19 protein-coding genes are annotated in these 18753 nt (G+C 71.0%); 16 read left to right on the forward strand and 3 right to left on the reverse strand.

All coding sequences use genetic code 11. The annotated features are described in order from the left end of the window. Positions 1 to 9: 9 nt before the first annotated feature. From pafA to ACIGA3_RS19555, 15 genes are all read left to right on the forward strand, one after another. Positions 10 to 1371: a Pup--protein ligase gene (gene pafA, locus ACIGA3_RS19485; protein WP_026249154.1), complete on the forward strand. Its 1362-nt coding sequence runs from the start codon at positions 10 to 12 to the stop codon at positions 1369 to 1371. A 144-nt stretch (positions 1372 to 1515) separates the two neighbouring features. Then, positions 1516 to 2523 (forward strand): FKBP-type peptidyl-prolyl cis-trans isomerase, encoded by a 1008-nt coding sequence (locus tag ACIGA3_RS19490; RefSeq protein ID WP_399717015.1) that lies wholly within the window; start codon positions 1516 to 1518, stop codon positions 2521 to 2523. 101 nt (positions 2524 to 2624) lie between these two features. Further along, positions 2625 to 3005 (forward strand): FKBP-type peptidyl-prolyl cis-trans isomerase, encoded by a 381-nt coding sequence (locus tag ACIGA3_RS19495; protein WP_399717017.1) that lies wholly within the window; start codon positions 2625 to 2627, stop codon positions 3003 to 3005. Between the two features lie 167 nt (positions 3006 to 3172). After that, positions 3173 to 4126: a helix-turn-helix transcriptional regulator gene (locus ACIGA3_RS19500; protein ID WP_399717020.1), complete on the forward strand. Its 954-nt coding sequence runs from the start codon at positions 3173 to 3175 to the stop codon at positions 4124 to 4126. Positions 4127 to 4146: 20 nt separating this feature from the next. After that, positions 4147 to 5166, forward strand: coding sequence for a helix-turn-helix transcriptional regulator (locus ACIGA3_RS19505; protein WP_399717022.1), 1020 nt, complete (start codon positions 4147 to 4149; stop codon positions 5164 to 5166). Positions 5167 to 5195: 29 nt separating this feature from the next. Beyond that, positions 5196 to 5465, forward strand: a complete 270-nt coding sequence (locus ACIGA3_RS19510; RefSeq protein ID WP_399717605.1) for a hypothetical protein — start codon at positions 5196 to 5198, stop codon at positions 5463 to 5465. Positions 5466 to 5485: 20 nt separating this feature from the next. Beyond that, complete coding sequence (locus ACIGA3_RS19515; protein WP_161150348.1) at positions 5486 to 5680, forward strand: hypothetical protein; 195 nt, start codon at positions 5486 to 5488, stop codon at positions 5678 to 5680. Positions 5681 to 5937: 257 nt separating this feature from the next. Beyond that, entirely contained in the window at positions 5938 to 6222 is a 285-nt protein-coding gene (tatA, locus tag ACIGA3_RS19520) for a Sec-independent protein translocase subunit TatA (protein ID WP_399717025.1), read from the forward strand. A 90-nt stretch (positions 6223 to 6312) separates the two neighbouring features. Further along, positions 6313 to 7209, forward strand: a complete 897-nt coding sequence (tatC, locus tag ACIGA3_RS19525) for a twin-arginine translocase subunit TatC (protein ID WP_399717608.1) — start codon at positions 6313 to 6315, stop codon at positions 7207 to 7209. 113 nt (positions 7210 to 7322) lie between these two features. Next, entirely contained in the window at positions 7323 to 10175 is a 2853-nt protein-coding gene (locus ACIGA3_RS19530) for a DEAD/DEAH box helicase (protein WP_399717027.1), read from the forward strand. Between the two features lie 321 nt (positions 10176 to 10496). Then, complete coding sequence (locus ACIGA3_RS19535; protein ID WP_399717029.1) at positions 10497 to 12134, forward strand: ATP-binding protein; 1638 nt, start codon at positions 10497 to 10499, stop codon at positions 12132 to 12134. Beyond that, a complete protein-coding gene (locus ACIGA3_RS19540; RefSeq protein ID WP_217460818.1) occupies positions 12131 to 12538 on the forward strand; it encodes a roadblock/LC7 domain-containing protein in 408 nt (135 codons plus the stop codon). Before ACIGA3_RS19535 ends, ACIGA3_RS19540 begins: the two co-directional genes overlap by 4 nt. Beyond that, positions 12535 to 12945, forward strand: a complete 411-nt coding sequence (locus ACIGA3_RS19545; protein WP_399717032.1) for a DUF742 domain-containing protein — start codon at positions 12535 to 12537, stop codon at positions 12943 to 12945. Before ACIGA3_RS19540 ends, ACIGA3_RS19545 begins: the two co-directional genes overlap by 4 nt. After that, complete coding sequence (locus tag ACIGA3_RS19550) at positions 12926 to 13558, forward strand: GTP-binding protein (protein ID WP_399717034.1); 633 nt, start codon at positions 12926 to 12928, stop codon at positions 13556 to 13558. Before ACIGA3_RS19545 ends, ACIGA3_RS19550 begins: the two co-directional genes overlap by 20 nt. A 49-nt stretch (positions 13559 to 13607) precedes the next feature. Continuing rightward, positions 13608 to 15116 (forward strand): cytochrome P450, encoded by a 1509-nt coding sequence (locus tag ACIGA3_RS19555; protein WP_399717037.1) that lies wholly within the window; start codon positions 13608 to 13610, stop codon positions 15114 to 15116. Between the two features lie 21 nt (positions 15117 to 15137). On the opposite strand, the gene ACIGA3_RS19560 is transcribed toward ACIGA3_RS19555, so the two are convergent. Beyond that, positions 15138 to 16091 carry a pseudouridine synthase gene (locus tag ACIGA3_RS19560; protein ID WP_399717040.1) on the reverse strand — a complete coding sequence of 318 codons (954 nt, stop codon included), beginning with the start codon at positions 16089 to 16091 and terminating at the stop codon, positions 15138 to 15140. Positions 16092 to 16159: 68 nt separating this feature from the next. On the opposite strand from ACIGA3_RS19560, the gene ACIGA3_RS19565 reads away from it, so the two are divergent. Next, entirely contained in the window at positions 16160 to 16741 is a 582-nt protein-coding gene (locus ACIGA3_RS19565) for a GNAT family N-acetyltransferase (RefSeq protein WP_399717042.1), read from the forward strand. A gap of 15 nt (positions 16742 to 16756) precedes the next feature. Here the strand turns inward: ACIGA3_RS19565 and ACIGA3_RS19570 are convergent, their stop codons facing one another. Both ACIGA3_RS19570 and ACIGA3_RS19575 read right to left on the reverse strand, forming a co-directional pair. Continuing rightward, a complete protein-coding gene (locus ACIGA3_RS19570) occupies positions 16757 to 17605 on the reverse strand; it encodes a siderophore-interacting protein (protein WP_399717045.1) in 849 nt (282 codons plus the stop codon). 113 nt (positions 17606 to 17718) lie between these two features. Continuing rightward, positions 17719 to 18639, reverse strand: a complete 921-nt coding sequence (locus tag ACIGA3_RS19575) for a 5'-3' exonuclease H3TH domain-containing protein (protein WP_399717048.1) — start codon at positions 18637 to 18639, stop codon at positions 17719 to 17721. Between the last annotated feature and the right edge of the window lie 114 nt (positions 18640 to 18753).

The following is an 18753-nucleotide window of genomic DNA, read 5'->3' on the forward strand; positions in this document are numbered from 1 at the left end:
TGTTCAGTCATGGACCGCCGCATTTTCGGGCTGGAGAACGAGTACGGCGTCACGTGCACGTTCAGGGGACAGCGGCGTCTGTCTCCTGACGAGGTGGCGCGGTACCTCTTCCGCCGTGTCGTGTCATGGGGCCGCAGCAGCAATGTCTTTCTGCGGAACGGTGCCCGGCTGTATCTAGACGTGGGCTCACATCCGGAATACGCGACACCCGAGTGTGACAATGTGACCGAACTGGTCACCCACGACAAGGCCGGCGAGCGCATTCTCGAGGGACTCCTGGTGGACGCGGAACGACGCCTGCACGAGGAGGGAATCGCGGGCGACGTCTACCTCTTCAAGAACAACACCGACTCGGCGGGCAACTCCTATGGTTGCCACGAGAACTATCTGGTGGCGCGGCACGGGGAGTTCTCCCGGCTCGCGGACATCCTCATCCCGTTCCTGGTGACCCGGCAGCTGCTGTGCGGCGCGGGCAAGGTGCTCCAGACGCCGCGTGGTGCGGTGTACTGCGTGAGCCAGCGGGCGGAGCACATCTGGGAGGGCGTGTCGTCGGCGACGACGCGTTCGAGGCCCATCATCAACACCCGTGACGAGCCGCACGCGGACGCCGAGCGTTATCGGCGGCTGCATGTCATCGTGGGTGACTCGAACATGTCCGAGACGACCATGCTGCTGAAGGTCGGTGCCACCGATCTGGTGCTGCGCATGATCGAGGCGGGCACCGTGATGCGGGATCTGACGCTGGAGAACCCGATCCGGGCGATCCGTGAGGTCAGTCATGACATCACCGGGCGGCGCAAGGTGCGTCTCGCCAGTGGCCGGGAGGCGTCGGCGCTGGAGGTGCAGCGCGAGTACTTCGACAAGGCGGTGGACTTCTGCGACCGCCGGGGCATCCGTACGGGGACGGTCGCGCAGGTGCTGGAGCTGTGGGGCCGGACGCTGGACGCGATCGAGACGGAGGAGCTGGACCGGATCGGTACCGAGATCGACTGGGTGATGAAGTACAAGCTCATCGAGCGGTACCGGGAGAAGCACAACATGACGATGTCGCATCCGCGGGTCGCGCAGATAGACCTCGCGTATCACGACATTCACCGGCGTCGTGGGCTGTACTACCTGCTGGAGAAGAAGGGTCAGGCGGCGCGGATCTGCAATGACCTGAAGATCTTCGAGGGCAAGTCGGTGCCGCCGCAGACGACTCGGGCGCGGCTTCGCGGTGACTTCATCCGGCGGGCGCAGGAACAGCGCCGGGACTTCACGGTGGACTGGGTGCATCTGAAGCTCAACGACCAGGCGCAGCGCACGGTGTTGTGCAAGGACCCGTTCCGTTCGGTGGACGACCGGGTGGAGAAACTGATCGCCGGAATGTAGCCGTGGCGGTGTGAGCCGCGGGTTTCGGCGCCGTATTGACCGAGCGCCACACGGGCGCCGTACGTTTACCGTACGGCGCCCTTGTCACGCCGTAGAGTTGCGCGCACCCAATCCGCAAGATCGACCGATTACGAGGCATCTCCCGTGCGCCGACGCTCACTCCTCCTGGCCGCCGTTCCCGCTGGACTGGTCACGCTCGCCGGGTGCGGCGACGGCGATTCGAAGTCCAGCAAGACCAGTGCGTCCCCGTCCGCGTCGGCGTCGCCGTCCTCGCCTCCGCCGCCGAAGATCGTGGACGGTCCGCTGCCGGCGATCACGGCGGGGACGAAGTTCGGTCAGAAGCCGACGGTCGCCAAGGGGACGGGTGACCCGTCGAAGGATCTGGCGGTCCGTACGGCGATCGCGGGCAATGGCCGCACGGTGGCGGAGAACGACTTCATCAGGGCGAACTACCTGGGGCAGATCTGGAGCTCGGGGAAGGTCTTCGACAATTCCTACGACCGTAATCCGCTGGTGCTGCAGCTGGCGCAGGGCAGCATCATCGACGGCTGGCGGTACGCGCTGACGGGGAAGAAGATCGGCAGCCGGGTGGAGATCGCGGTGCCGCCGACCTGGGGGTACGGGCCGTCGGGCAATGAGCAGGCGGGGATCAAGGGCACGGACACGCTGGTGTTCGTGATCGATCTGCTGGACTCCTACAACGCCAAGAGCTCGGCGAAGGGCAAGGAGATCCCGCAGACGGACGCGGCGCTGCCGAAGGTGGCCACGAACACGGACGGCAATCTGCCGAAGGTGACGCTGCCGAAGTCGGCGCCCCCGAAGAAGCTGGTGTCGAACTACGTGCTGGAGGGTGACGGGGACGAGGTCACCAAGAAGCAGGCGATCCTGTGCCAGTTCCAGGGGCTGGAGTGGCAGGGCGGCAAGACGTTCCAGAAGACGTACGGTTCGGGGCGGCTCAGCCAGTTCTCGGTGGAGCAGATGGAGCAGGTCGTCAAGGGGCTTGCGCAGGGGGTCACGGGGAAGAAGGTCGGCAGCCGGGTGCTGATCGTGGTGCCGCCGGACCTGGGCTACGGCGACAACCCGCCGAGCGGGAGCGGTATCAAGAAGGGCGCCACGCTGGTCTTCACGGTGGACATCCTCGCGGCGATGTAGCGTGTCGGGCGTTCTCGCCGGGTGCCCCGTTGCGGGCGGCGGAGCTGCGAGGATGACAGACTGTCCATGTTTCGTGTCGTACACAAGCAGGAGCTTTTGACGTGAGCATCGAGAAGCCCGAGGTCGACTTTCCGGGCGGCGAGCCGCCGAAGGACCTTGAGATCAAGGACATCTGGGAGGGCGACGGCGAGGTCGCCGAGGCGGGCGACTTCGTCAAGGTTCACTACGTGGGCGTCGCGTTCTCCACGGGTGAGGAGTTCGACGCCTCCTGGAACCACGGCAAGCCGCTGGACTTCCAGCTCGGCAAGGGCCAGGTCATCCAGGGCTGGGACAAGGGCGTGCAGGGCATGAAGGTCGGTGGTCGCCGTGAGCTGATCATCCCGGCGCACCTCGCGTACGGCGACCGGGGTGCCGGCGCCCGGATCGCGCCGGGTGAGACGCTGATCTTCGTCTGCGACCTCGTGGGCGTCGGCAAGCGCTGACCTGATCGGTACTGATCGAAGTGGGGCCCGCGCCGGGTGCGCGGGCCCTTCTTCTTTGACCCTTGTCGTCCGCATTGGCCCTTGTTCTTTGCTTCGGCTTTTGCCGCGCCACCTGCGAGCGGTACGGTCAACGGTCGGAAGCATCTGAGGGAAGGCGTAGGGCGTCGATGGCCATTGCCAAGGCCGAGCGGCTGATGAACCTCGCGCTGTGCCTGCTCGGCACACGGCGGCCGCTCAGCAAGCGCGAGCTGCGCGGGTCCATCGAGGCGTACCTGGAAGCGGGGTCGGACGACTCCTTCAACCGCATGTTCGAGCGGGACAAGGACGATCTGCGCGAGCTGGGCCTGGTCATCGAGACCGTGGAGAACCTCGAGGGCGAGGTCGGCTATCTCGCCCGCCGCGACAGCAACCGGCTGCCCGCGATCACCCTGGACGCCGAGGAGGCCGCGGCCCTGGGCCTGGCCGCCAAGGTCTGGCAGCAGGCCCGGCTGGCCGGCGCGGCCAGCGGCGCCCTGCAGAAGCTGCGCGCGGCCGGGCTGCCCGAGGATGTCGACCCCTATGGCTCGCACGGCGCGCTGGAGCCGCGCATCCCGGTGCACGAGGCCGCGTTCGAACCGCTGATGCTGGCCTGCCGGGACCGCCGCCCGGTCGTCTTCGACTACCGCAAGGCGTCCGCCGCCCGCCCCGAGACCCGGCATGTCGAGCCTTGGGCGCTGGAGTGCTGGCGCGGCCACTGGTACCTGGCGGGTTACGACCGCGAGCGGGGCGCGGAGCGGGTCTTCCGGCTGTCCCGGATCACCGGCAAGGTCCGGGCGCGCGGTACGGGCTTCACCGCGCCGGTGCCCGATGTGGTCACCGTCAGGGAGACCGTCGCCGGGTGGGCGGGGGAGACCGCCGACCGCTCGGCGCTGATCCGGCTGCGTTCGGGTGCCGGCTACCCCTTGCGGGCCAAGGCCGGCAAGGTACGGGAACTGGGCGACGGCTGGGACGAGTTGGAGATTCCGTACGGGCATGGGCTGGATGCCTGGCTGGTGGAGTTCGGACCGGACGTGGTGGTGCTGGAACCGGCCGAGCTGCGTGCGGACGTGGTGGACCGGCTGCGTGCCGTGGCCAAGGGCTGAGGGGGAGCGGAGCTAAGACCATGGCAGGTAAACCGGCAAGGCCCGTGAACGCCATCGACCAGACCCGGCGGATGCTGTCGCTGGTCACGTATCTGCGCGAGCGCCCCGGCGCCCGGATCGTGGACGTGGCCCGCGCCTTCGGCATCACCGAGGACGAACTCGTCTCCGACCTGGACGTGCTGCCCATGTGCGGCACCAGTTTCCGCGGCGGGGACCTGCTGGACATCGACACCGATGGCGAGCGCATCTGGTGGCACAACCCGGCGGCGCTCGGCGAGGACGCGGCCGAACCGCTCCGGCTCGCCGCCGACGAGGCGACCGCGCTGCTGGTGGCCGCCCGCGCGGTGGCCACGCTGCCCGGGCTGCGCGAGAGCGACCGGCAGGCGCTGGTGCGGGCCACCGCCAAGGTGGAGACCGCCGCCGGTGAGGCGGCCGGGGCCAGCTCCCGGCTGTCGGTGACCTTCGAGTCCGAGGGCGGTGTCTTCGCCGACGTGGACCGGGCCATCTCCGAGCGCCGCCGGCTGTGGGTGCGCTACTACTCCCCGGCCCGCGACGAGCTGACCGAGCGGGAGATCGACCCGATCCGCCTGGTCAGCGTCGGGCACACCTACGTGGAGGCGTGGTGCCGCCGCTCGGAGGCGCGCCGTACCTTCCGGCTGGACCGGGTCGCGGAGATCCGGATTCTGGACGAGCCGGCCGCGCCGCCCGAGATAGAGCCGCGCGACCTGTCCGAGGGGCTGGTGCAGCCCGCCGCCGAGGACCCGGAGGTCGTGGTCGAGGTCGGCCCCGGCGGCCGCTGGGTCGCCGAGTACTACCCGCACGACAGCGCCGAGGAGCTGCCCGACGGCGGCCTGCGCATCACCCTGCGCACCCCCGACCCGGCCTCCTTGCGGCGCCTCGCCCTGCGGCTCGGCCCGGACGGCCGGATCGCCTCGCCGCCCGACCTCGCCGACCGCGCCCGCCGGGCCGCCCGCGAGGCCCTGGCGGCGTACGAAAGCCCCTCGGCCGCGGGGGACGGGTCGCGGGAGCACACGCTGTGAGCGAGTCCGCGGTGCCGGGTGCGACCACCATGACGGGTGTGACGGCGGCCGCCGCGTTCGCCGGGATGCGGCGCGTCGTCCCCGTGGTGTTCAAGGCGGCCTGCCCCGGCTGCCGGGGCCGGTTCGAACTCGCCGCGGGCGCGCTGCGGCTGGCCGTCGGGGGCTCCAGCCGGACCACGTTCTACTCCTTCACCTGCCCCGAGTGCGGCACGGCCGTGCGCAAGCCCGCCGGGGAGCGGATCGTGCAGCTGCTCAGCGGGGCCGGGGTGCGGACCCTGCGGCTGCACTCCACCGTCTGAGACGGTCTAGGCTCGTCCTCATGTTCTGGCCGATGTTCGCGGTAGCCGTGGGTTTTCTGGGTCTCGCCGTCCTCGGGGTGCTCGCCGTCCGGGTGTTCCTGGCGGCGCGGCAACTCGGCGTCCAGGTGGCCGACTCCGGGCGCCGGATCAGCCGGGCCGCCGAGGACCTGGAGCGGGCCGCGGTGAGCACCGCCCGCGCCGCCGACACGCTCTGACCTGCGGAGCGGCGAGGGCGCCGGACACGCCACAAGCGGTTTGCGTCACTTCGCCCTGTCATGCGGGACAGACGTGCGGGTACGCTGCTGGTCGCGGTGCGGAGAACGAGGCGCGTACCGCCGACCGGGAGTAGGCACGGGGATTGCCTCCCGTTTACCCCTGAGCGTTACGATCGCTGTCCGTACGACCATCCGGACACTTGTCCGACCGGTCTGACAGCACCCCCACCCCCGCCTCGGTGAGAAGGTACAAACTCATGATCGGACGGCTCGGTCCTACCGAGATCATTCTCATCCTCGTCGTCGTCTTCCTGCTCTTCGGCGCGAAGAAGCTTCCGGACATGGCCCGCTCGCTGGGCAAGTCCGCGCGCATCCTCAAGAGCGAGGCCAAGGCGATGAAGGAGGAGAGCAACACCTCCGCCCCGGCCGCCCCGCCGACCCCCGGCGAGCAGCCCCCCGCGCAGCGCACCATCCAGGCCGCTCCCGGCGACGTGAACAGCGCCCGCCCGGTCAACGAGCCCACGGACACCACCCAGCGCTGACCCGCGGCCGCATTCCCGGCCTGCCGCACGAGATGAGGACGTGGGTTGCTCAAGTCTGCCCGCAAGAAAGAGAAGGACCCCGAGGGGCGGATGCCCCTCGTGGAGCACCTGCGTGAGCTGCGCAACCGGCTCGCGAAGGGCATGTTGGCGATCACGGTCGTCTCCGTGGTGGCCGCTTTCTACAGCCAGAACCTGATGTCCTTCCTCTCGCATCCGGTCCCGCGCTGCACCGGGGGTCTGGGGGAGTCCACCGGAGGCTCCTGCGCCGTCATCGCCTACACCGACCTGCTGTCGCCCTTCACCACCACGGTGAAGGTCTGCTTCATGGCGGGCGTGGTCCTCTCCAGCCCCGTCTGGCTCTACCAGCTGTGGGCGTTCATCGCGCCGGGCCTGCACCGCAACGAGCGCAAGTACACCTACGGGTTCGTGGCCGCGGCGGTGCCGCTCTTCATGGCGGGCGCCTGGCTCGCCTACACGATCCTGCCGATCAGCATGCGGGTGCTGCTGGGCATCACGCCCGACGGCTCGGCGAACATCCTGCCGATGGACAAGGTCCTGGACTTCATCGTCCGGATGATCCTCATCTTCGGCGGCGCCTTCGAGCTTCCGCTGCTGCTGGTCATGCTGAACTTCGCCGGTGTGGTGACCGGGCGCCGCATGGCCGGCTGGTGGCGCGGTGTGGTCATGGGCGTCTTCGTCTTCGGCGCCGTCGCCACCCCCACCACGGACCCCTTCGGCATGATCGCGCTGGCCGGCCCCATCGTGGTGCTGTACTTCATCGCCGTCGGCATCGCCCTCCTGAACGACCGGCGCCGCGAGCGCGCCGAGGAGGCCGCCGAGCTGGACGACGACGAGGCATCGCCGCTGGACCTCAGGCCGGAGCCGGTCGTCGGGGCGGAGCGGCTGTCCGCCGCGGTGCCCGAGCAGGCCCGCCAGACCGAGGCCCTGCCGCCGGGCCGGTACGACGGCTACGACGACGTCACCTGAGCGCATCACGACCCGCGGTGAGGGGCCGGACGGATCTTCCGTCCGGCCCCTCACCCGTGTGCGCGGGCGGTGCGGAGCCGGTCATTCCGTTTCGATGGGCGTGGGAAGCGATAATGATCGTCCTGTTGTCGGTGCGGCCCGGTACGCTCGAAAGCACGATGACAGAGGACCTCTCACCGGCCGAGCGGTACGCGGCGTCCCGAGTGCGGGCAGCCGAGCAGGCCACCGCGCTCGCGGGCTTCCGCGAGATGTACGACTTCGGCCTCGACGACTTCCAGGTGGAAGCCTGCTCCGCGCTGGAGGGCGGCAAGGGCGTGCTGGTGGCCGCCCCCACCGGCTCCGGCAAGACGATCGTGGGCGAGTTCGCCGTCCACCTCGCCCTGGAACAGGGCAAGAAGTGCTTCTACACGACACCCATCAAGGCGCTGTCGAACCAGAAGTACGCCGACCTGTGCCGCCGCTACGGAGCCGACAAGGTCGGCCTCCTCACCGGCGACAACAGCGTGAACTCCGACGCCCCGATCGTCGTCATGACGACCGAGGTGCTGCGGAACATGCTGTACGCGGGCTCCCAGACCCTCCTGGGCCTCGGCTATGTGGTCATGGACGAGGTGCACTACCTCTCCGACCGTTTCCGGGGCGCCGTCTGGGAAGAGGTGATCATCCACCTGCCCGAGTCGGTGACCCTGGTGTCGCTGTCGGCCACCGTGTCCAACGCGGAGGAGTTCGGCGACTGGCTGGACACCGTGCGCGGCGACACCGAGGTGATCGTCTCCGAGCACCGGCCCGTACCGCTGTTCCAGCACGTGCTGGCCGGGCGGCGGATGTACGACCTGTTCGAGGAGGGTGAGGGCCACAAGAAGGCCGTCAACCCCGACCTCGCCCGGCTCGCCCGCATGGAGGCCACCCGGCCCTCCTACCAGGACCGCAGGCGCGGCCGTTCCATGCGCGAGGCCGACCGGGAGCGCGAGCGCAGGCAGCGCTCGCGGGTGTGGACGCCGAGCCGGCCCGAGGTCATCGAGCGCCTCGACTCCGAGGGCCTGCTGCCCGCCATCACCTTCATCTTCAGCCGCGCCGCCTGCGAGGCCGCCGTCCAGCAGTGCCTGTACGCGGGGCTCAGGCTCAATGACGAGGAGGAGCGGGAGCAGGTCCGCGCCCTGGTCGAGGAGCGCACCGCCAACATCCCGCCCGAGGACCTCCACGTCCTCGGCTACTACGAATGGCTCGAGGGTCTGGAGCGCGGCATCGCCGCCCACCACGCGGGCATGCTGCCGACCTTCAAGGAGGTCGTGGAGGAGCTGTTCGTCCGCGGCCTGGTCAAGGCCGTGTTCGCCACCGAGACCCTCGCGCTCGGCATCAACATGCCCGCCCGCTCGGTGGTGCTGGAGAAGCTCGTCAAGTGGAACGGCGAACAGCACGCCGACATCACCCCCGGCGAGTACACCCAGCTCACCGGCCGGGCCGGCCGGCGGGGCATCGACGTCGAGGGCCACGCCGTGGTGCTGTGGCAGCGGGGGATGAGCCCCGAGCACCTGGCCGGGCTCGCGGGCACCCGCACCTATCCGCTGCGCTCCAGCTTCAAGCCGTCGTACAACATGGCGGTCAACCTGGTCGAGCAGTTCGGGCGGCACCGCTCGCGGGAGCTGCTGGAGACGTCGTTCGCGCAGTTCCAGGCCGACAAGTCGGTCGTCGGGATCTCCCGGCAGGTGCAGCGCAACGAGGAGGGCCTGGAGGGCTACAAGGACTCCATGACCTGCCACCTCGGCGACTTCGACGAGTACGCGCGACTGCGCCGCGAGTTGAAGGACCGGGAGACCGAGCTGGCCCGGCAGGGCGTCAACCAGCGGCGCGCCGAGGCCACCGTCGCCCTGGAGAAGCTGAAGGCGGGCGACATCATCCATGTGCCCACCGGCAAGTACGCGGGCCTCGCCCTGGTCCTCGACCCCGGCCTGCCCGCCGGACGGACCGGCGGCCACCGGGGCTTCGACCACCACGACGGGCCCCGCCCGCTGGTGCTCACCGCCGAACGGCAGGTCAAGCGGCTGGCGTCCATCGACTTCCCCGTACCGGTGGAGGCGCTGGACCGGATGCGCATCCCGAAGACGTTCAACGCCCGCTCCCCGCAGTCCCGCCGGGACCTCGCCTCCGCGCTGCGCACCAAGGCCGGGCACATCCCGCCGGAGCGCGCCCGCAAGAAGCGCGCACAGGCCGCCGACGACCGGGAGATCGCCCGGCTGCGCACCGAGATCCGCGCGCACCCCTGCCACGGCTGTGACGACCGCGAGGACCACGCCCGCTGGGCCGAGCGACACCACCGGCTCCAGCGCGACACCTCGCAGCTGGAGCGGCGCATCGAGGGCCGTACCAACACCATCGCGCGGACCTTCGACCGCATCGTGGCCCTGCTGACCGAGCTGGACTATCTGCGGGGCGACGAGGTCACCGCCAACGGCAAGCGACTTGCCCGTCTCTACGGCGAGTTGGACCTGCTGGCCAGTGAATGTCTGCGCGAGGGCGTGTGGGAAGGGCTCGGCCCCGCCGAACTCGCCGCCTGCGTCTCGGCGTTGGTGTACGAGGCGCGGGTCAGTGACGACGCCATGGCGCCCAAGCTGCCCTCCGGGGCGGCCCAGGCCGCGCTCGGGGAGATGGTGCGGATCTGGGGGCGGCTGGACGGGCTGGAGGAGGACTTCGGAATCAGCCAGACCGAGGGGGTCGGGCAGCGGGAGCCGGACCTCGGGTTCGCCTGGGTCGCTCACCAGTGGGCCTCCGGGAAGGGGCTCGACGAGGTGCTTCGCGAGGCGGAGATGCCCGCGGGGGACTTCGTGCGGTGGACCAAGCAGGTGATCGACGTTCTGGGGCAGGTCGCTGCGGCTGCTCCTGCGGAGGGCTCGACGGTCGCCAAGAACGCCCGTAAGGCTGTTGATCAGTTGCTGCGGGGTGTGGTGGCCTACTCGTCCGTGGGGTGAGGTTGTAGGGCGGGTGCGGGTGGGCTGTGGCTGGTCGCGCTCACGCGGCGGTAGCCGCAAATCGATACAGCCCCCGCGCCCCTGAAAGGGTCGGCTTCGCCGGCCCTTTTCGCATGCCTGGACGGTGCTACTCAGTGTGTTCGAATGGGTGCTCGCTGTGTAAATAGGGGCGACGGTACTCCTGTTGCTCGGGGGATTTCAGGTGCTTGCCGAATATGACACGGGGGTGTCCCGGTCGGATTAGGCTCGCCCGCGGCGGACCCGGTTGAGATGGATTCGGGCGCCTGTTCCCCTATATACCGTTCTTCCCAGAAGGCATCCATGGTGAGTGTTCAGAAACCTCCCGGTGTCCGTGAACGTCCGTATGCGCAGGCGTTGTTGCCGCCCGCCCTGGTGATGGTCGCGGTGACCGCGGCCGCCGTGTTCCTGGTGCCGGGCGCCGCCCGGATCGCCGTCGGCTGCTGCGGGGCCGTGGCCACGCTGCTGCTGCTCGCCACCGCGAGCGAAGTGGTGCGACGCGGGCGTCAACTCCGGTCCGTACAGGACGAGAACGCCCGGCACACCGCGTATCTGGAGCAGCGCATCGCCGCCCATGACGCGGAGATCGTCCGCCTCGGCTCCGAGGTGCTCCCCGTCGCGCTGGGCCGGCTGCGCCGCGGTGAGCGACTGCGGGACGTACTGCGCAACGTGGTCGAGGATGACCCCGAGCTGCGTCATCTTCCGGAGTCTCAGCGCGAGTTGCTGCGCATCGCGCTGCGCGGTGCCGAGCACGAGATCAACATGCGGGACGCCACCCAGCGGGCGTTCGTCACCACCGCCCGGCGCGTGCAGGCCATCGTCCACCAACAGGCCAAGGAACTGCGGGAGATGGAGGAGGACCACGGCCGCAACGCCGAGGTCTTCGACGACCTGCTGCGCGTCGACCACGGCACCGCGCTGATCGGCCGCCTCGCCGACTCCATCTCGGTGCTCGGCGGCGGCCGGCCGGGCCGCCAGTGGCCGGTGCCCGTCTCGCTCTACAGCGTGCTGCGGGGCGCGATGTCCCGCATCCTGGAGTTCCCCCGGATCAACCTCGCTTCGATCGTCAACATCAATATCAAGGGCACCTCGGTCGAGCCGATCATCCACGCGGCGGCCGAGCTGTTCGACAACGCCACCCGGTACTCCCCGCCGTCGACCAAGGTGCATGTCACCGCCTTCGAGGTGCAGACCGGTCTCGCCATCGAGATCGAGGACGCCGGGGTCAGCCTCAGCGAGGAGGGGCGGGCCCGCGTCGAGCAGATGATCCTGGACGCCCGCGCCGACGACGACGCGCACAACCTCGGTGACAGCCCCCGACTCGGCCTCGCCGTGGTCGGCCGGCTCTGCAACGCCTTCAGCATGGACGTCTCGCTGCGCGCCTCCGCGTACGGCGGCGTCCGCGCCATCCTCGTCGTACCGCGCGACATGCTCACCACCGAACCCGGTGTCGGCGCCGCGCACGGTATCGGGGCCACCGCCGTGCCGATGCCCGAACTCGGCGCGCTGGAAGGCCCCAAGCGGCCGCCCAAGCGGCGCCGCCCCACCGCACCGCGCATCCCCGCCCCGGTCTCGATGGAGGACGACGTCCCCGAGGTCACCGAGTGGACGGCGAACGGACTGCCGCAGCGCCGCAGCCGGGTGACGGTGCCGCTCAGCCAGCGCTACGCCGAACAGGCCGCCATCGAGCAGGCCGAACGCGAGGGCCGGCCCACCCTCTGGTCCCAGCCCGAACCGCAGCCCCGGCCCGAGACCGACCCCGAGCGGCAGAAGCTGCTGGACCGCGAACCGGGCATGTGGGTCGACGCGTTCTGGGAGGGCATGAAGAAGGGCAACGAGGGCGCCCACCCGACCGACTTCACCCGGAATCCGACCGCCTACCTGCATCTGATCGACGACTCGGCCGATACCGGCGCCGGCGACGAGGGGGAGCCCAAGTGATCCAGCAGCGTGCCAACTTCGACTGGATGCTCAAGCAACTGCACGACGGCGTACCCGGCATCGAGATGATCGTGGTGCTCTCCTCGGACGGTCTGCGCATCGCCCGCTTCGGCGGCGACCCCGACGCCGCCGACCGGGTCGCCGCCGCCTGCGCCGGCGTGCAGAGCCTGGCCGGGGCGGTCGCCCAGGAACTGCCCGGCAGCAGCGGCGAGATGAAGCTCGTCGTCATCGAGATCGACGGCGGCTACTTCTATCTGATGGCCGCAGGTGACAACGCCTACCTCGCCGTCCTCGCCGACGTGGTGTGCGAGCCCGGCCGGATGGGCGGCATGATGCGCGACCTCGTCGTCCGGATCGGCGCCCACCTCACTTCTCCGCCCCGGCGCGGCGGGCAGGCCGTATGACCCCGCGCCGCAAACGGCGCCTGCCGCAGGAGGCGCCCTCCCCGCCGCCCGTCGCCCCGGAAGCGGGCGGCGAGGGGGAGGGCAGCAACCCCGAGCGGCTGTACGCCGTCACCGGCATCCACGAGGGCGGGCGGGCGCAGCTCGATCTGGTCACCCTGATCGTGGCGCGCTCGGCGCCCCCGCCGTCCGGCACCCCCGAACAGGCGGCCGTGCTCCGGCTCTGCTCCGCACCCCTGTCCGTGGCCGAACTCTCGGCCTACCTCGACCTGCCGTTCAGCGCGATGACCGCGCTGATCACCGAGCTGATCGGCGCCGACCTGGTGCAGGCGCGCGCCCCGATCGTCCGCCAGGCGCTCCCCGACCGGTCCCTCCTCGAAGCGGTGATGCATGGACTTCAACGCCTCTGACGCCGTCCCCGCCCCGATCCCCGGCCCGCGCACCGAGGAGCGGCTCCCGCAGACCGCCCAGGCCGCGGTGAAGATCGTGATCGTGGGCGGCTTCGGCGTCGGCAAGACCACCATGGTCGGCTCGGTCAGCGAGATCAGACCGCTGACCACCGAGGAGACCATGACCCAGGCCGGGATCGGCGTCGACGACGACTACGGCTCCGAGACCAAGACGGCCACCACCGTGGCCATGGACTTCGGCCGCATCAGCATCACCGGGAAACTGGTCCTCTACCTCTTCGGCACCCCCGGCCAGGAACGGTTCTGGTTCCTGTGGAACCGCCTCTTCGAGGGGGCGCTCGGTGCGGTCGTCCTGGTCGACACCCGCCGCCTGGACGTCAGCTTCGACGTCATGGGCCGCCTGGAGGAACGCGGCGTGCCGTTCATCGTCGCCGTCAACTCCTTCCCGGACGCGCCCCGCCACTCGATCGAGGAGCTGCGCGGCGCGCTCGACCTGGCCCCGGAGATCCCGATCGTCGAGTGCGACGTACGCCGCCGCGCCTCCAGCCGGGACACCCTGCTGACGCTGATGCACTTCCTGCACTCCCTCGCCCGGTCCGGCGCCCTGACCTGACCCGCGACCGTACGAGCCCACCCCAGCCGTTCTTTTCGGAGCCCTCACTGTGACGCCTGAACCCCAGACCCCGACAGGCACCCCCGACACCGCGCCCGGCCCGCCGCCGGGCTGCCCCGCGCACGGCACCGGCCCCGGCGGCCTGCACCGGCTGTACGGCCCGGACGCGCTCGACCTGGACGGCCTCTACGAGCGGCTGCGCGAGAGGCACGGCCCGGTCGCCCCGGTGCTCCTCCACGACGACGTACCCATGTGGGTGGTCCTCGGGCACGCCGAGAACCTGCACATGGTGCGCAGCCCCTCGCAGTACACCCGTGACAGCCGGGGCTGGACGCCGCTGCTGGAGGGCATGGTCAAGCCCGACCACCCGCTGATGCCGCACATCGCCCGGCAGCCGATCTGCGCGCACGCCGAGGGCGACGAGCACCAGCGGCTGCGCGCGGCCGTCACCGCCGCCATGGCGACCATCGACCACCGCGGTCTGCGCCGCTCCATCAACAGCTCCACCCAGGAACTGGTCAACGGCTTCTGCGGGCGCGGCCGGGCCGATCTGGTCTCCCAGTTCGCCGAGCATCTGCCGATGGCCGTGATGTGCGAGATCCTCGGCATGCCCGAGGAGTACGACGACCGGATGGTGCAGGCCGCCCGTGACGCGCTCAAGGGCACCGAGACCGCCAACGAGAGCCATGCCTACGTCATGGGCGCGCTGAGCAGGCTCACCACCCGGCGCCGGGCCCGGCCCGAGGGCGACGTCACCAGCCATCTGATCACGCATCCGGCGGGGCTGAGCGACGACGAGGTCCGCGAGCATCTGCGGCTGCTCCTCTTCGCCGCGTACGAGACCACCGCCAACCTGCTGGCCAACGCACTGCGCATGGTGCTGACCGAACCGGGCTTCCGCGCCCGGCTCAACGGCGGGCAGATGACGGTGCCGGAGGCGATCGAGCAGTCCCTGTGGGACGAGCCGCCGTTCAGCACCGTCCTCGGCTACTACGCCAAGCAGGACACCGAGCTGGGCGGGCAGCGCATCCGGCGGGGCGACGGGCTGCTGTTCGCCCCCGCGCCGGGCAACCTCGACCCGCGGGTACGCCCCGACCCGACCGCGCACATGATGGGCAACCGGTCCCATCTCGCCTTCGGCGGGGGCCCGCACGAATGCCCCGGCCAGGACATCGGGCGGGCCGTGGCCGACATCGGGGTGGACGCCCTGCTGACCCGGCTGCCGGACATCCGGCTGGAGTGCGCCGAGGAGGATCTGTGCTGGCGGTCCTCGATCGCGTCCCGGCATCTGGTGTCGCTGCCGGTGCTGTTCGAGCCCAAGCCGAAGCAGGACGTCAACCGGGCGCCCAGCATGTCCTCCCTCCATCCGCACCGGGAGGATCAGCGGGCGGAGCCGTTGCGGGAGCGGGTGGAGGAGAAGGCGGCCAGGGTGGAGGAACGGATGGAGGAACGGGTGGAGCCGGTCCCGGCCGCCGTCCCGCCCGCGTCCTGGCCCGCGCCGGAGAGCGAGCCGCCGAGCCGCTGGCAGCGGATGTGGCGGTGGCTGCTGGGGGAGTAGGGGGCCGTCCGCGCGCCGGGATCAGGCGCCGGACCACTCCTCGGGGGAGGTCCACGCCTGGAGCGTGCGCCCGCTGACGAAGCTGTGCTGGGCGCCGGTGACCGGATCGGTGAACTCCAGCCCACGGGCCAGGAGTTGGAGGGGCCGGCGGAAGTCGCCGGGCGCTGTCGCGGGGGCGACCTCCGGGTAGAGGGGGTCGCCGAGGATGGGGACGCCGAGCGCGTTCAGGTGCACCCGCAGCTGGTGGGTCTGGCCGGTGGCGGGCAGCAGACGGTAGCGGGCCAGCCCGTCCTTCTCGCGGTGTCCGGCCCGCTCCACCCGCGTCACCGCGTTGGGCTCGCCCTCCACCTCCCGCGCGGCCAGCACCCCGCGTTCCTTCAGAATCCGGCTGCGCACGGTCCGGGGCAGCTCCAGCTCCGGGTCGTGCCGGGCGACGGCCTCGTACTCCTTGTGCACCCGGCGGTCGCGGAACAGGCCCTGGTAGGCGCCGCGTTCCTCCGGGCGCACGGTGAACAGCACCAGTCCGGCGGTGAGCCGGTCCAGCCGGTGCGCGGCGCCCAGCTCGGGCAGGCCGAGGTCGTGGCGGAGACGGGCGAGCAGGGTCTCGGTGACATGGGAGCCGCGCGGGGTGGTGGCCAGGAAGTGCGGCTTGTCGGCGACGACGATGTGCTCGTCCCGGTACACCACCTCGACCGGGAACGGCACCGGCACCTCCGGCGGCAGCTCACGGTGGAACCACACGAACATCCCCGGCCGGTACGGCGCGTCCGGCGCCACCGGCAGCCCGTCGGCGCCCACCACCGCCCCGGCGTCGAACATCGCCTCGACCATGCCCGGCCCGGCCCCCGTGAGCCGCGCCACGAGATGCTCGCGCACCGTGGCCCACGCCCCGTCCACAGGCAGCCGCACCCGCACGGGGTCGACACCCCGGCGCTGGGGGAGCGGGGCGGGCGGGGGCTGCGTACGGCGTCTCATCAGTCCCAGATTACGGGTGCGGCCCAATTCGGTTGGCCCGCTGCCAGGCGCTTGGCAGGATGCCGGACATGCCGTTTCTCACCAGCCCGGTGCTGCCCGAAGGGACCCTCTCCCGCCGGCCGCAGCCCGACATCCCGGCCGCCGCCGGACTGCTGCTGCGCCCCTGGCGGCCTGAGGACGCGCCCGCCGTCCACGCCGCCTTCCAGGACCCGGTGCTGCATCAGTGGCACGTGCGGTCCTCTGAGTCCGAGGAGGAGGCGGCCGGCTGGATCGAGGGGTGGCGGTCGGAGTGGGCGCGCGAGTGCGACGCCCAGTGGGCCGTCGTGCACGCGGACACCGGTGAGCTGCGCGGCCGGGCCGCGCTGCGGGAGATCCGGCTGCGCGACGGCGTGGCCGAGGTGGCGTACTGGACCGTGGCGCGGGCGCGCGGGCAGGGCGTCGCCCGGCATGCCACGGACGCGCTGGTGCGCTGGGCGTTCCAGGAGATCGGCTTCAACCGGCTGGAGCTGATGCACGCCACCGCCAACGAGGCGTCCTGCCGCGTCGCCACCAAGACCGGGTTCGCGGTGGAGGGCACCCGGCGCCGGGCCCTGCTGCACCCGGACGGCTGGCACGACATGCATCTGCACGCCCGCCTCAGGGGCGACTGAGCGCCCGCGACCGGCTCAGGCAGCCGCGTCGGCGCTCTCCTGCTCGGCCTCGATCCGCGCGTTCCACTCCGGCTTGCTCGCCTGCCAGCCGTCCTCGTTGTGGCCCAGGCGCCAGTAGCCGGAGATCGACAGGTCCTCGCGCGGGATCTGCGCCTCCACCCGCAGCATCCGGCGCAGCTCCTTCACGAAGGACGCCTCGCCGTGCACGAAGGCGTGCGGGCGGCCCTCGGGGAACTCGAGCGCCCGTACGGCCTCCACCAGGGCCTCACCGACCGGGCGGTCCCCGCGGTGCAGCCAGACGACCTCCACATCGGAGTCGATCTTCTGCTCCTCCTCGGGGCCGGCCACCTCCACCAAGGCGTGCGCGGGCGTGCCCGGCGGCAGGGTCTCCAGCGCGCGGGCGATGGCGGGCAGCGCGCTCTCGTCCCCGACGAGCAGATGCCAGTCGGCCGTCACATCGGGGGCGTAGGCGCCACCGGGGCCGAAGAAGCGCAGGGTCTCGCCGGGGCGGACCCGGGTGGCCCAGGGCCCGGCGAGGCCCTCGTCACCGTGGATCACGAAGTCGAGGGTCAGCTCCCGCTGTTCGCCGTCCCAGGCGCGCACGGTGTACGTACGGGTCACCGGCCACTGCTCGCGGGGGAGTTCGGCCCGGATCTGCTCCAGGTCGAACGGCTCGGGGTAGGTCATGCCGGCCACCGGGGCGAAGAGGAGCTTCACATAGTGGTCGGTCCAGGCGTCGGCCGAGAAGTCGGCGAGTCCGTCGCCGCCGAGCACGATCCGCTGGACGTGCGGGGTCAGCCGCTCGGTGCGCACCACCTGGGCGGAATGGAGCTTGCGCGGCTTTCGCCCCGGACGCTCTGCCATGACGGCCTCCTGCTGCCTTGGTTAGGTTTACCTAAGCTAGCATCTCGCGCCGGTGTCGCCCTGTTCTCGGGGGTCCCTTCGTCCGAAAATTCCCCTTGTGGAGGGGGCCGCTCTCACGCCTCCAGCGTGGTCAGCAGCCGCTGGAGCGAGCCGCCCAGACCCCAGCGGGCCGCCAGCGCGTCCAGCGCGGCGGGGTCGCGCGGGGTGTGCGGCAGCGCGGTGTCGACCTCGGGCAGGGGGACGTCACCGGCCACCCGGACGACCTTCGGGGCGACCGCGAGGTAAGGGGCCGCCTCGGTGAGGCGCTTGCGCTGGGTCGGAGTGAGCTTCGCCTTCGGGTCGTCCACGGCCGCGATGATCCCGGCCAGGTCCCCGAACTCGGCCAGCAGCTTGGCCGCCGTCTTCTCCCCGACGCCGGGCACGCCCGGCAGGCCGTCGCTCGGGTCGCCGCGCAGCAGCGCCAGATCCGCGTAACCCCGGCCGTCCACCCCGTACTTCTCGCGCAGCCACGCCTCGTCGGTGAGCTGGAGGGTGCCGACGCCCTTGAGCGGATACAGGACACGGATCTCGCGGGCGTCGTCCACCAGTTGGTACAGGTCGCGGTCGCCGGTGACGATGTCGACCGGGCCGTCCGCGTGGGCGGTGAACGTGCCGATCACGTCGTCCGCCTCGTATCCGGCCACGCCCACGCAGGCGATGCCGAGCGCGTCCAGCACCTCCTCGATCACCGGGACCTGCGGGGAGAGCGTGTCCGGGACCTCCTCGGCGTCCGGGGCGCCCTCGTGCTCCTCGGCCACCCGGTGCGCCTTGTAGGAGGGGATCAGATCGACCCGCCACTGGGGCCGCCAGTCGGCGTCCATGCAGGCCACCAGCTTGTCCGGGCGGTGGTCCTTGACCAGGCGGTCGATGAAGTCCAGCAGTCCGCGCACCGCGTTCACCGGGGTGCCGTCCGGTGCCCGCACCGAGTCCGGCACGCCGAAGTAGGCGCGGAAGTACAGCGAGGCGGTGTCGAGAAGCATCAGTCGTCCGGTCACGCTCGCATCATGCCGCACCGCACTGACAGCGGCCCCGCGCGCCGGGCCCGAGGGTGTGACCTGGGCCACTTCGGTGTTTGGCTCAAATATGACCGGGCAGGCGCCGCGCGCCGG

It is taken from the genome of Streptomyces sp. NPDC085596 (assembly GCF_044541565.1).
Taxonomy (GTDB): Bacteria; Actinomycetota; Actinomycetes; order Streptomycetales; family Streptomycetaceae; genus Streptomyces.

What these genes read in the sequence shown, in the direction of transcription:
- pafA (WP_026249154.1), top strand. Translation starts at nt 10, where the DNA reads ATGGACCGCCGCATTTTCGGGCTGGAGAACGAGTACGGCGTCACGTGC.
- ACIGA3_RS19500 (WP_399717020.1), top strand. Translation starts at nt 3,173, where the DNA reads ATGGCCATTGCCAAGGCCGAGCGGCTGATGAACCTCGCGCTGTGCCTG.
- ACIGA3_RS19505 (WP_399717022.1), top strand. Translation starts at nt 4,147, where the DNA reads ATGGCAGGTAAACCGGCAAGGCCCGTGAACGCCATCGACCAGACCCGG.
- ACIGA3_RS19510 (WP_399717605.1), top strand. Translation starts at nt 5,196, where the DNA reads ATGACGGGTGTGACGGCGGCCGCCGCGTTCGCCGGGATGCGGCGCGTC.
- ACIGA3_RS19515 (WP_161150348.1), top strand. Translation starts at nt 5,486, where the DNA reads ATGTTCTGGCCGATGTTCGCGGTAGCCGTGGGTTTTCTGGGTCTCGCC.
- tatA (WP_399717025.1), top strand. Translation starts at nt 5,938, where the DNA reads ATGATCGGACGGCTCGGTCCTACCGAGATCATTCTCATCCTCGTCGTC.
- tatC (WP_399717608.1), top strand. Translation starts at nt 6,313, where the DNA reads ATGCCCCTCGTGGAGCACCTGCGTGAGCTGCGCAACCGGCTCGCGAAG.
- ACIGA3_RS19530 (WP_399717027.1), top strand. Translation starts at nt 7,323, where the DNA reads ATGATCGTCCTGTTGTCGGTGCGGCCCGGTACGCTCGAAAGCACGATG.
- ACIGA3_RS19535 (WP_399717029.1), top strand. Translation starts at nt 10,497, where the DNA reads ATGGTGAGTGTTCAGAAACCTCCCGGTGTCCGTGAACGTCCGTATGCG.
- ACIGA3_RS19545 (WP_399717032.1), top strand. Translation starts at nt 12,535, where the DNA reads ATGACCCCGCGCCGCAAACGGCGCCTGCCGCAGGAGGCGCCCTCCCCG.
- ACIGA3_RS19550 (WP_399717034.1), top strand. Translation starts at nt 12,926, where the DNA reads ATGGACTTCAACGCCTCTGACGCCGTCCCCGCCCCGATCCCCGGCCCG.
- ACIGA3_RS19560 (WP_399717040.1), bottom strand. Translation starts at nt 16,091, where the DNA reads ATGAGACGCCGTACGCAGCCCCCGCCCGCCCCGCTCCCCCAGCGCCGG.
- ACIGA3_RS19565 (WP_399717042.1), top strand. Translation starts at nt 16,160, where the DNA reads ATGCCGTTTCTCACCAGCCCGGTGCTGCCCGAAGGGACCCTCTCCCGC.
- ACIGA3_RS19570 (WP_399717045.1), bottom strand. Translation starts at nt 17,605, where the DNA reads ATGGCAGAGCGTCCGGGGCGAAAGCCGCGCAAGCTCCATTCCGCCCAG.